This is a genomic window from Zunongwangia sp. L-65, from assembly GCF_056859415.1.
In genome coordinates, this window is the sequence record NZ_JBSXOK010000022.1 from 32,710 (window position 1) to 45,879 (window position 13,170).

Here is a 13,170-nt window from a genome sequence, read left to right on the forward strand (position 1 = left end):
CTAAAATGAAGACAGAAAAGAAAGCGGCCCCAACGATCATTGTTATATTTGGAGGAACAGGAGATCTTGCCAGTCGCAAATTAATCCCTGCATTTTATAATCTTTATCTCGATGATCGAATGGCAGATAATTTTGCCATTTTTGGATTGGGAAGATCAGATTTTGATGATACCTCGTACCGAAAAGATCTTTATAAAAAATTAAAAGAATTTTCTCGTCGCGATCCCGATTCAAAAATCTGGAAGAAGTTCGAAGAGTCGATTTATTATTTTAAATCAGATATCACCAACGAAAAATCTTACCAGGATTTACATTCCAAATTAGATAATCTTGATAAGGAATGGGGAGAACGAGCCAATAGATTATTTTACCTATCGGTATCTCCCAAATTTATTGATGATATTACCGCAAACCTTAAAAACCAGAAACTGGTAGAAGAGCTGGAAAAAGACCGTTTGGTGATCGAAAAACCATTTGGTTATGATCTGGAGTCTTCTATCGAACTAAATCAATTGCTTCGTCGGACTTTTGACGAAAAGCAAATTTTTAGAATTGATCATTATCTGGGTAAAGAAACGGTACAGAATATTTTGGCATTCCGTTTTGGGAATGCTTTATTCGAGCCGCTTTGGAACCGAAACTATATCGACTATGTACAAATTACCGTTGCAGAGAAGGTAGGTGTGGGGTCACGTGGTGGTTATTATGAAGGTTCGGGAGCACTTCGTGATATGATCCAGAATCACCTGTTACAGATTCTTTGTATGGTAGCGATGGAAGCACCGATTTCTGCCGATGCTGAAGAGATTCGGAATCGTAAGGTAGAAGTTTTACGTGCCATCCGCAGAATAAAACCCGACGAGGTAAGCAAAAATGCCGTTCGTGGCCAGTATAGCGCAGGTTGGGTAGAAGGAGAAAAGGTACCAGGTTACCGCGAAGAAGAGGGCGTAAGCGAAACTTCGAATACCGAAACTTATGCGGCAATTAAATTCTTTATCGATAACTGGCGTTGGCAAAACGTACCTTTTTATTTAAGAACCGGTAAACGTATGCAGGAGAAAAGTTCTTCGATTACTATTCAGTTTAGACCCGTACCGCACGCGGCCTTTCCCGGTGAGCAGTCCAATAACATTATGCCCAATAAGCTAACGATTAACTTACAACCGCAAATGGATATCAGGTTACGTTTTATGACCAAAAAGCCCGGTTTGGAAATGAACCTTAATCCTTCTGAGATGGTTTTTGATTATGATAGCTGTTCTACTCATACACCAGAAGCTTACGAAACCTTATTGCTGGATGCGATGTTGGGTGATACCACCTTATTTATGCGATCAGATCAGGTAGAAGAAGCCTGGGATGTGATAAAAACCGTTCAGGAAGCCTGGGATAGCAGGGAGTCGATTAATTTTCCTAATTATCAGGCAGGAAGTTACGGACCAGAAAACGCAGAAGCCCTTATTGCGCAACAGGGACATGTATGGTCCATTAACGTACCCGGAAAAAAAGAAAAGAAACAAGAAGAATGCTAAACATATATCAAACTAAAGAAGAAGCCAGTCGTGCTGCTGCCCGTCATTTTGTAGAATGTGCAGGTCTTGCCATAGAAAAACATGGCAAGTTTACTGTTGCCTTAACCGGTGGATCTTCACCCGGAGGCATGTACGATTTGCTAACTACAGAATTTATAGATCAGGTAGACTGGGGTAAAATTTTTGTTTTTTGGGGAGACGAACGATGGGTTCCTTTAGAAGACGAGCGTAGTAATGCGGGAAATGCTTTTAAGGATTTTCTGGATAAAGTGAGTATTCCAAAAGAACAAATCTTCCCGATGTATAAGGACGGAATTTCGGCCGAAGAGTATGCAAAAGAGTATTCGGCGATTTTGGATCAGGTCTTAGAAGATGGTAAAACCTTCGATCTCATCTTTTTGGGCATGGGAGACGATGGGCATACGGCTTCCTTATTCCCGGGAGAAAAAGTAATTCACGAAAAAGAAAAGAAAGTCGCGGCTTATTTTCTGGAACCTCAGGATATGTACAGAATTACATTAACCGCACCATTAATCAATTCGGCTAAAAGTGTAGCATTTATTGCCTTTGGTGCAAAGAAAGCAAATGCACTTTACGAGGTGATTAAAGGAGAGAAGAACATAGAGAAATATCCTTCTCAGATCATCGCACCTGCGGGAGAACTTATGTGGTATGTGGATAAAGAAGCCGCCGCTAAAATATAGTAGAACGGTATTAATACATACGAGCTTTTAAAAAGTCCGGACTGTGAAAACAGTCTGGACTTTTTTTTATAACACTTCACTAAATAATTATAAAGTATTTAAGATTAGTAAATTGTACTGAATCTAAGGAGATAGGAAGATTAATTTTAAAATTAAAAAGTTAATAAAAACATAAATTTGTATACAATAGCTTATTATTGCCGATCAATTAACAAGGTTAACCGTTTTGAAATTATATACATTACTTCTTATTTTTTTTCTCAGTATATCCATTTATGCCCAGTGTCCATCAGGAAATATTACTATCAGTTCTCAAGCGGAATTTGATAAATTTGCCAGAAATTATTCAAACTGTAAAACTATAGACGGAAATTTTACAATTACCGGAACTGTGACCAGTTTGGCACCTCTTCAAAATATAGAAGAAATTAAAGGGAATTTGACGATTAGAAATACCAATATTGTTGATTTTATCATAAATCTTGCGATTTCAAAAATTGATGGTAATCTTCGTATACTGGAAAATAGCAGTCTAAAAGACCTTAATTCCTTCAACGAACTAGTAGAGGTAAATGATATTTATATAGAAGATATAAAAGGGTATTTAAAGGGCTTTGATAAATTAGAGAAGGTAAATACTATAGACCTGAAAAGGCTTGGAATGTCGCTGGATGCATTTCAAAACCTAAAATTTATCGAAAAGAATCTACAAATGGATAAGGCAGGTTTGGTCTTAAGTATATTTCCTGCCTTTAATAAAGTAGTATATATTAAGGGTTCTCTTATAATGGAAGATTATGCACATGGGGTAGGATTATTTTCTGAACTAAAATATGTTGGAAATAACTTGTACATTAGAAGAACGGGTATCAATGAAATAGAAGGATTTAATAAGCTAGAATCCATAGGTAGCTTGGGAGGGGGAAATTTTGAAATTAGTGAATCCATGGAACTAACAGTATTTACAGGATTTAATAATTTAGAAAGAGTCTATGGTCATATGATTATAAAAGATAACCCTGAATTACCAAGCATTAGCGGATTTCGCAACCTTCACAAAATTGACAAAACCTTAAGTATTCAGAATAATAACGCGTTACCAGCCTTAACGGGACTGGAAAGGCTAACTTCAGTTAGTGGTAATTTAGGGATTATCGGTCTTACTGTTTCCAACAATGAAAGTTTAATCGATTGCTCCGCAATTTGTAATCTTTTAGCTAATGGCGGAGTTTACGACGAGGTAAGAATTGTAAACAATCCTTCTAAATGCAGTAGCAGGCAGGAAATAGAGGAACAATGTCTGCCAGATTTTGATAATGATGGAATTCCCGACGATATTGATTTGGATGATGATAACGACGGAATTCCAGATATCATTGAAGATAAAGGTATTCCAGGTCGGGATACAGATCATGACGGTTATCCGGATAAAAGAGATTTAGATAGTGACAATGATGGTTGTTTTGATGTTATTGAAGCGGGATTTAACGATCCAGATCATAATGGAACCTTAGGGAGTTTACCGGATACCGTAGATGAAAACGGGTTAATTATTAACGAGTCATCAGGGTATGAAGAACCGTTAGATGCAGATAATAATGGTATTGCTGATTTTCAGGAAGCATTTTTACTTCATCCTGGGGATGATGTAAGTCTTCAACTATGCCAAAATGGAAGCATAGTAGATCTATTTACTTATTTGGGTGCGAATGCTCAGGCAGGCGGGATCTGGAGTCCCAAATTAAGTTCTAATTCTTCGATTTTTGATCCTTCTTTAGATCCCGAAGGACTTTATAGTTATACAGTGAATAATTATTGTGTATCAAAAACTGCTATAATTGAAGTAACTTTTACAGACCAGCCTGACCCTGGATTAGGCTCAAGTATTGCTGTATGTAAATATGAGAAACCATTTGATTTAATTGATTATTTAGGAGGAACTCCAGATTCAAATGGCTATTGGGAACCTGCTTTACCAGGTGGTAGGTTCGATCCTCAATTAAATAAGCCAGGAAAATATATATACAATGTTTCAAATGCTAATTGTGAAGTGCTATCGGCCGCCATTGAGATTACACTTTTGACCAAAAATGAAACTGTAAATTATCAATTAGCTAAGAAGGCTAATAATAATGGCTCTTACGACATTAATATTGAAACTGAATATGAATCAGATTACATATTTACATTGGATAATCATATTAACAATACTACAGGAAATTTTTATCGCGTAGCACCAGGGATTCATAAAATTGATATCACAGAAGTCAATGGATGTTCTTATATCAGCGAACAAATTCATCTGATTGGATTCCCTAATTATTTTACCCCAAACAACGACGGGGCTAATGATACCTGGAAGCCTGTTGGAATTGGGGATAAGGAGGTAGAAGTCTCCATTTTTGATAGGTATGGGAATTTAATTGCGATCCTAAATAAAGAAGAGGAGTGGGATGGTAGTTTTAATGGAAAACCACTTCCTGAAGACGATTATTGGTTTCATGCTATTATTGATTTAGAACTGGAAGAAAAAGGCCATTTTAGCCTAATTCGTTAAATAAGGACTTATAGTATTTTTTACTACAATCTTATCGACAAACTACCGTTATAAAAGTTGAAATACCTTTTATGTTCATAAAATTTCATGAAAGACTAAACAAAACGAAGAAATGGCATTACAATTGCATTATCTATTTACAAATATTTAGTTTAAAAATACAGTATTAATTTTTAGCCGTAGCGTTTTTACACCCTACTATTAACGAAGGCTCTTAGATAAAACAATCACATCGATGAGTTTGTTCGTATCTTACATTGTTGGCTTTTTGTTGCTGGTTAGTTTGGGGATATTTGCTATTTCTGGCTCAACCCTTGTTTTATTCATCTTATTTCCTCTTTTTCTAATTATGATCTGCAATAGCGGAGTACTGGAAGAAAATGAGGAGGAGCAATCTTCACACCATCTTAATATCGATCATAGTGCCGCCCTGGAATATGTAAGGCTTCTCGATAAAATCATGCAAAGGGAAAAATTTTATTTAATTCAGAATTTAAAAATAGATGAAATCAGCAAGCATCTTATGCTCACCTCAAAAGAGCTGGATTATATTCTTAAAAAATCGAAGCAGTGCACTTTTAATCAATATCTGGACGATTTAAGGGTGTTGGAGGTAAGGGAAATGATCAATATCCCCGAGTATGAAGAGTGCGATTTGGCATGCCTTGCCGAAGCTTGTGGTTTTAGCAACTTTGCCGATTTTGAAACTGCCCTATGCAGGGTTTTCCATACCAATCCGCAAGAATTTCGTGAACGTTTTATAGAGCAGGATGTTTAAACTACTAAACTAAATGTTAGTAGTAACATCTATGGAAGTACCGTTTATCGCAGGAGTATTGTTTATATATTTGTATATACAAATGTTGATGGAGAATCAGGATCATGTTTTCCGATCTTGATAAGCTTTAACATTAGGACAGAATATAGAACACTCGAAATAAATAAACAATTTCTTATAAATGTCTCACGGATTTATCCTGAGAAAGTTTACTTAAAATACCTATTATGAAAAAGATACTTCATGTGATTTCTAGCTTAAACGGACAGAACTCTTATAGTATGGCTTTAGGAAATAAAATTTTAGAGCAGCTAAAAAAAGAAAATCCTGATAGTGAAGTTGTAGAAAGAAACCTCGTTGCAGAAGATTTTCCACATATCACTGCAGATAAATGGCAGGCCATCATTACTCCCGAAGAAAACAGAACCGAAGCACAAAGAGAAACTATAGCTTTTCAGGACGAAGTTATCCAGGAATTACTTGATGCCGATATTTTGGTTATTGGTGCACCTTTATACAATTTCGGAATTCCATCACAACTAAAAGCATGGATCGATCACCTGGCTAAATCGGGAGTTACTTTTAAATACACTGAAGAAGGTCCACAAGGATTAGTTAGTGGTAAAAAAGTATATATCGCGATGAGTTCAGGAGGAGTGTATTCTGAAAATCCTGCTTACGATTTCGTATCCGATTATCTGATCAAAGTATTGGGCTTCCTTGGCATGACAGACGTAGAATTGATAAGAGTAGAAGGTATTGCCATTCCGGAATTAAGAGATGAAGCGCTGAATAAAGCTGAAAAGCAATTAGCAACATCGCTGGCTTAATGCGCTAAAAGAAGAAAAAGAAAAAGAAAAATGACCATCAGCCTTTCGGTATGCTATCCGAAAGGCTTTTTTTATAGCTTGTGTTGCCTGGGATAAATAAAAGAATAACCTAATTCGATGAATAATGAATTTAGCAGACGTATATAAAATTTCAACAGATTTTAAAACCACCCCAAAAATGCCCGTATTATTTTTCGGGCATGGTAGTCCGATGAATGCTATTGAAGAAAATGACTTTGTGGCTAATTGGCGAAAAGTTGCTGCAAGCTTACCAAAACCAAAGACTATTTTATGTATTTCGGCGCATTGGATTACGGGAGGAACAGCGGTTACGGCCATGAGTAATCCAAGAACCATTCATGATTTTGGAGGTTTTCCACAGGCATTATTTGATGTTGAGTATCCGGCCAGGGGAAATTCCAAACTGGCGGAAGTAACAGCTAGTTTACTCACCGGCGAAAATATTCATTTAGATCATCAGTGGGGATTAGATCACGGTGCCTGGAGTGTGCTGAAACACTTATATCCCAAAGCAGACATCCCAATTGTTCAGCTAAGTTTAGATGCTTATAAAAGTCCGCAGCAACATTACAGGCTGGCTAAAGAACTAGCGATACTTAGGAGAAAAGGAATTTTAATTATAGGCAGCGGCAATATAGTGCATAACTTACATCTTATCGACTGGCCTCATATGAATAAGATAGATCATGCCTTCGATTGGGCGAGGGATGCCGATACTAAAATTAAAAATTTAATACTTTCCAAAGACCATAGCGCACTTCAGGACTACGTGAATTTAGGAACAGCGGTAAAGCTTGCGGTCCCCACATCAGATCATTATTTGCCATTACTATACATTCTGGCCCTACAGGAGGATAATGATAAGCTGGAATTTTTTAATGACAAAGCGGTAGGCGGTTCGCTAACGATGACCTCTTTAAAACTCAGTTAGCAAACAAGCTTGTCACTTTACACAGCGGGCTCCGGATAGTTTTAACCTTAAACATACACTTATTTAAAACACACGTAACACCTTTTAATTCATAAGCTTATAAATTTATGAGTAATAAATTATTGTTATGGATAAGCGTATGATGCTGAAAGGGAACGCCAAGCTTAAGCCCACTAAAAATTATTTCTTAAAGGATAATTTTCAGGAAATACTGGTGGCGATTTTTGTGCAACGTAGATTAAGTGCGATGATCTCACCATTTATTCTGAAGAAAAAAAATCATATCCATTTTTTTAGAATATCGCATTAATGAAAATACTTTATGCGATCCAGGGCACCGGAAATGGGCATCTTAGTCGGGCGTTGGAAATTATCCCTATTTTACAAAAAAAAGGAGCGGTTGATCTTTTGGTCAGCGGTATCCAGGGCGATTTAAAATTACCTTACGATGTTAAATATCAGCTGAAAGGCCTTAGTTTTATCTTCGGAAAAAAAGGTGGTGTGGATATTTGGAACACTTATCGCAAAAACCGACTGAAACGCCTGTACAAAGAAATAAAAAGTGTGCCGGTACAGGAATATGATCTCGTTATAAACGATTTTGAGCCGGTAACGGCCTGGGCATGTGCGATGGCTCATAAAAACTGTTTTGGATTAAGTCATCAATCGGCCGTATTACATCCTTTAGCGCCAAAACCTTTAAAGGAAGACTGGTTAGGATTAAAAATTTTAAAGCAGTATGCTCCCTGCAGCTTTAGTTTTGGGTTTCATTTTAGAGCTTTTGATGATCATATTTTTACACCGGTGATACGGTCTGAGATCAGGCAGATTCAGCCGGAAAAATTAGCCCATTACACCGTATACCTTCCTTCGTATTCAGATAAAAAATTGCTTAAACTGTTTAGTAGTTTTCCAGCATTCAGGTTCGAGATATTTTCAAAACATTTTAAAAAGGCTTCCACAATCGATAATATCATCATTCGCCCGGTAAACAACCAGGATTTTGTAAAGAGCCTAAGCACATGTAGTGGCGTAATTTGCGGAGCGGGCTTTGAAACCCCGGCCGAGGCCTTGTTTCTAAAGAAAAAATTGTTGGTGGTACCCATGAAAGGTCAGTTTGAACAGCAATGCAACGCCGCGATGCTGAGAACAATGGGGGTTACCGTACTTAAAAATCTAAAAAAGAAGTCCTGTCATGCCATTGAACCATGGCTTTTAAAAGATGAGATTATCGAGGTGGATTTTCCTGATGAAACCGAAAAAATTATTGATCGGTTAATCGCCACCGCTCAAAAAGACCTGAAGTCTCCTTTACCTCCTAAGCAAATTGTATAAATAAAGCCTTTGTTTGATAAACAAACCAATGGTGATTTTTGTACGATGCATCAGTGATGTATCAGCTGCGTATAAGCAAAAGCGGTGAAGAAATGGTAAAACGAAAAATCAAAGCGCTACAGATGATTTCTTAGGGCTTTAAAAAAATAGAATCAAATAATCAATATAGATTTATCTTTTGAAACAAGCACATTTTTCAGCATTAAAGCGTAGTGATTTCGGGAATGATTTTATTTGGGGAACTTCTACCGCAGCTTTTCAAATTGAAGGAAGTCCCTATAGCGATGGTAAAAAGGCATCAATATGGGACGAATTTTCCCATAAGAAAGGAAAAATATACGAGGGACAAAATGCTGATGTTGCCTGTGATTTCTATCATCGATTCCGTGAAGACTTACAGTTAATGAAATCGATGAATATTTCAAATTTCCGGTTTTCGATTTCCTGGTCCCGGATTTTACCTGATGGTACCGGAGCGGTTAATTCAGCCGGTCTTGATTTTTATGATCGGCTTATTGATGAATGTTTAAAAATAGGGATTACACCCTGGGTGACACTCTATCACTGGGATTTACCGCAGGCCCTGGAACGTAAAGGGGGCTGGACCAATCGAGACATCATTAACTGGTTTAGTGAATACGTGAAAATTTGTGTAACACGATTTGGCGATCGCGTAAACAACTGGATGGTTTTAAATGAACCTTTGGTATTTTTAGGAGCAGGGCATTTTTTGGGAATTCATGCGCCGGGTAGGAGAGGAGTTAAAAATTTTATACCTGCCATGCATCATGCTTCCCTGTGCCAGGCAATTGGGGGGAGTATCTTGCGGGATCATAATCCAAACCTGAATATTGGTACCACATTTTCCTGTTCGTATATTGAAGCCTACCGGGATCGTGAAAAAGATCATAAAGCCGCTAAGCGGGTAGATTGCCTGGTCAACCGATTGTTTTTGGAACTCAGCCTGGGCTACGGATATCCTTTCGAGGAATTGCCATTTTTAAAGCGGGTGGATAAATTTTATAAGCCTGAAGATGATCAATTGTTAGCCTTTGAATTCGACTTTATGGGTATCCAGAATTATACCCGTGAACTTGTAAAAAATGCCTGGTGGATTCCGTATCTACAGGCCACCAATATCAAGGCAGAAAAGCGAAACCTGCCAACGACTGAAATGGGCTGGGAAATATATCCCGAAGGACTTTTCCAACTGCTAAAGAAATATGACGCGTATTCCGGAGTTAAAAATATACTGGTGACCGAAAATGGCGCTGCCTTTCCGGATCATCTAATCAACGGCCAGGTGAAAGATGAAAAGCGACAACAGTATCTAAAGCAATATATGGGAGCGGTCTTAAAAGCCAGGAATCAAGGCATTAATGTAAACGGCTATTTTGTATGGAGCTTTACCGATAATTTTGAGTGGGCCGAGGGCTACCATCCCAGATTCGGACTCGTATACATCGATTATAAAACCCAACAACGTATTATTAAAAATTCGGGGCTATGGTATCGTGATTTTTTACAAACTCCGGAAACGCCTAAAAAAGCAATGCAGCGTTCCTCCGTGCAGCATTCTAATTTTTTTAAACCCTAGGAACCCTCTTTTCAGATCATGAATATCATCAACCTTAACTGCCAGCCGGTTTCATCGGCTGGCAGTTAAGGCTTATAAAATGGCTATTTTAAAAAGATTTTGTTTTCCTGGCACCTGTTCGTTACTCCTCTTTTTCCAATTCCGGCATTTTTTGATACCAATGGGTAACTTGAGTCATCATTTTTTTTACTTTTCCGGGATATTCTGTAGCAATATTGTTGGTTTCCGCCGGATCTTTTACAAGATTATACAATGCCGGCCTGCCGCCATCATAGTCACAAACCAGTTTAAAATCACCCGCTCTCATCGCTAAATCGGGGAGAGCTTGCTCAAAATCCTCATATGTTTTACGATCTGGTGGTCTGCTCCAAAAAATAGGTGCTTTACGGGAATGACTGTTTTTTCCCAGCATAGTTTTAAGCATATTTTCCCCGTCGGTTAGTTCCTCTTTTTCGGTACCAATACCGGTAAATTGTAATAAGGAAGGTTTTAGATCGATGGCCGAAAAGTAATTTTGAGAATTTCGGGTACCCCGGGCATTTTCCGCAACAAAATTCGGTCCCCACACAATTAAAGACGATCGGATGCCGCCTTCATACAAATGACCTTTAAATCCGCGTAGTTCTCCAGATTTTCCGGCACCGGGTTCGGGACCATTATCAGAGCAAAAAACAATCAGTGTATTTTCGCTTAAAGCTTTATTGTTCTTTACATAGTTAAAAAGTTTTCCAAACTGTTTATCCATTTCTTTTAGCACCGCTAAATATAACGCACGTTTTCCGTCTTCTTTGGTAAGATTATAATCTTCAAATGGCGGCCAAAACGGACTATGAACGTCATCCGGCCAGATATTTACATAAAATGGGGTATCTTTAGCACTCGCATTATCCATAAAATCAATGGCGGCGTCGATAAAGCCGGTAGTGATTTCAGATCGCTGCATCCAGGTCACTTCGCCACCTAAACGTTCGGCATCTTCCCAAATCCGGCCTACGTTGCCTTCGGCATCTTTGGTAAGTGGTAGTAATTTAGGACCAATCCCTTCAAAATTGGTAAGTGATTCATCAAAACCATAGGTCGTGATTTTGGGAGCTTCTACCACATTCCTTTGGCCGCCCATATGCCATTTTCCAAAATGACCGGTGGCATACCCATTCGCCTTTAGATCTTTAGCCAGCATTGGTGCTTCGGGAGCTAACCAGTTGGCCAATCCTCTACGATTATTATGCTGCCTGTCAGAAAGGTAGGAGGTGATATTCCACCGTTGCGGATAAGTTCCGGTAGATATGGCTACACGAGATGGCGAACAGATCGGCGCGTTTACGTAAAACTGATCAAAACTAATACCTTCAGCTGCCAGCTGATCTACATTGGGTGTTTTAGCTTCTTGATTTCCAAAGCTGGATAAATCCTGCCACCCCATATCGTCAATAAACACCAGAATGATATTCGGTTTTTTCTGCTTGTTTTTAGAATCAATCTTCGTTTTGCAACCCCAGCACAAACTTATTAGGGCTAGGGTACCTGCTGTAAAAAGCAGGTGACGTAGTTTGGTGAAATAGGAGGTCACAATGGGTCGTTTTCCGAACATATTTTTTAATATAAATGACTTGAGTCTATAAAGTTATAAAATTATTCTCAGTAAATAAATCGATTTAGCTGTAACTGTCAAAGTTTAAAAGTTTAAAAGTTGGAAAGTTGGAAAGTTGGAAAGTTCAAGGTTCAAAAGTTGTTGTAGATGAACAGTCATTCAAAATTTAAAATAATAGTTTATTCTCTCTTTTCTATATTCTAAATACAAATACCTCCGCTGTCATTTCGAGCGCAATGAAATGAAGCCGAGAAATCTCAATCAACAATTTAAGTTAGAAAGTTCAAAAGTTCAAGGTTCAAGGTTTAAAGTTGTTGTACATGAACAGTCATTCAACATTCAACATTTAACATAATAGTTTATTCTCTCTTTTCTATATTCTAAACACAAAAACTCCGCTGTCATTTCGACTGGAGCGCAGCGAAATGGAGAAATCTCAATCAATAATTTAAGTTAGAAAGTTCAAGGTTCAAGGTTTAAAGTTATTGTACATGAACAATCATTCAACATTCAAAATAATAGTTTATCGTCTCTTCCTACAGAATGATTTTAGAAGGAAAAATAGCTGCGTAAACCCAGCAATTATGGGGTTTGAAATAAAATTAAAATTATTTTACTGAAAATCAAAGTGTTAAATCTGAAAATAAATCAAACATATAGTGATTTATCCAAATATTAGTTCCATCTTTGTCACTTATTAATTAATACATTAACATGAGTAAAGGAACAGTAAAATTCTTTAACGATAGTAAAGGATTTGGATTTATCACTGAAGAAGGAGTAGACAAAGACCACTTTGTACACGTAACAGGTTTAATTGACGAGATTCGCGAAGGCGACGAAGTTAAATTTGATCTTCAGGAAGGTAAGAGAGGATTAAACGCAGTAAACGTAGAAGTTATATAATATATAGTTTTTTAAGGTTTATTAGAAAGCTCACCAGAAATGGTGAGCTTTTTTGTTTTTAAGTAGTTTTTGGTTTTATATTTTACCGTTGATTTTTCTAAGTCATCAGTAATTTAAAACATCAAAGATGAAGGTCTACGGAACATGTAAAAACTGCGAAGGAGAAATTAGTATTACTACAGATGCCCATACACGTGTCGAGTTCGTCATGTGACTAAGACTGAAATAAGTTGCCCTTTTTCTTAAACTTTTAAACAATGGAAAAAGGTAAACAACGCCGGGTTTTTAGTGTTGAGCTAAAACTTGATTTAGTGAAAAAAATCGAACAGGGTGACCTCCGAGTTTTGGATGTCACCAATGTGTACGGAGTGAGTCGTACCGCCGTTTA

Annotated in this window: 11 protein-coding genes; 10 read left to right on the plus strand and 1 reads right to left on the minus strand. The window is 37.5% G+C overall.

Annotated elements, in window-relative coordinates; all coding sequences use genetic code 11:
- The first annotated feature begins 5 nt into the window (after positions 1-5).
- From zwf to AC13DP_RS01070, 9 genes are all read left to right on the plus strand, one after another.
- The gene (gene zwf, locus AC13DP_RS01030; protein WP_013072062.1) at positions 6-1,532 is read left to right on the plus strand and encodes a glucose-6-phosphate dehydrogenase; all 1,527 of its coding nucleotides are present in this window, start codon (positions 6-8) and stop codon (positions 1,530-1,532) included.
- Positions 1,526-2,236, plus strand: a complete 711-nt coding sequence (pgl, locus tag AC13DP_RS01035; RefSeq protein ID WP_483067156.1) for a 6-phosphogluconolactonase — start codon at positions 1,526-1,528, stop codon at positions 2,234-2,236. Before zwf ends, pgl begins: the two co-directional genes overlap by 7 nt.
- A 226-nt stretch (positions 2,237-2,462) precedes the next feature.
- Positions 2,463-4,793 carry a T9SS type B sorting domain-containing protein gene (locus tag AC13DP_RS01040; protein ID WP_483067157.1) on the plus strand — a complete coding sequence of 777 codons (2,331 nt, stop codon included), beginning with the start codon at positions 2,463-2,465 and terminating at the stop codon, positions 4,791-4,793.
- Positions 4,794-5,028: 235 nt separating this feature from the next.
- Entirely contained in the window at positions 5,029-5,571 is a 543-nt protein-coding gene (locus AC13DP_RS01045; protein ID WP_483067158.1) for a helix-turn-helix domain-containing protein, read from the plus strand.
- Between the two features lie 227 nt (positions 5,572-5,798).
- Positions 5,799-6,401 (plus strand): FMN-dependent NADH-azoreductase, encoded by a 603-nt coding sequence (locus AC13DP_RS01050; RefSeq protein WP_013072067.1) that lies wholly within the window; start codon positions 5,799-5,801, stop codon positions 6,399-6,401.
- A gap of 124 nt (positions 6,402-6,525) precedes the next feature.
- On the plus strand, positions 6,526-7,353 hold the full coding sequence (gene ygiD / locus AC13DP_RS01055) for a 4,5-DOPA-extradiol-dioxygenase (RefSeq protein WP_483067159.1): 828 nt from the start codon (positions 6,526-6,528) through the stop codon (positions 7,351-7,353).
- Between the two features lie 127 nt (positions 7,354-7,480).
- A complete protein-coding gene (locus AC13DP_RS01060; RefSeq protein ID WP_013072069.1) occupies positions 7,481-7,663 on the plus strand; it encodes a hypothetical protein in 183 nt (60 codons plus the stop codon).
- Positions 7,663-8,688: a glycosyltransferase family protein gene (locus tag AC13DP_RS01065; protein ID WP_347406219.1), complete on the plus strand. Its 1,026-nt coding sequence runs from the start codon at positions 7,663-7,665 to the stop codon at positions 8,686-8,688. The genes AC13DP_RS01060 and AC13DP_RS01065 overlap by 1 nt, the downstream gene beginning before the upstream one ends.
- Positions 8,689-8,866: 178 nt before the next feature.
- On the plus strand, positions 8,867-10,285 hold the full coding sequence (locus AC13DP_RS01070; protein WP_347406220.1) for a GH1 family beta-glucosidase: 1,419 nt from the start codon (positions 8,867-8,869) through the stop codon (positions 10,283-10,285).
- A gap of 121 nt (positions 10,286-10,406) precedes the next feature.
- Here AC13DP_RS01070 and AC13DP_RS01075 read toward each other — a convergent pair whose 3' ends face one another.
- Positions 10,407-11,876 (minus strand): sulfatase family protein, encoded by a 1,470-nt coding sequence (locus AC13DP_RS01075; protein WP_347406221.1) that lies wholly within the window; start codon positions 11,874-11,876, stop codon positions 10,407-10,409.
- Between the two features lie 714 nt (positions 11,877-12,590).
- Here AC13DP_RS01075 and AC13DP_RS01080 point away from each other — a divergent pair.
- The gene (locus AC13DP_RS01080) at positions 12,591-12,782 is read left to right on the plus strand and encodes a cold-shock protein (RefSeq protein WP_013072074.1); all 192 of its coding nucleotides are present in this window, start codon (positions 12,591-12,593) and stop codon (positions 12,780-12,782) included.
- Positions 12,783-13,170: the final 388 nt, after the last annotated feature.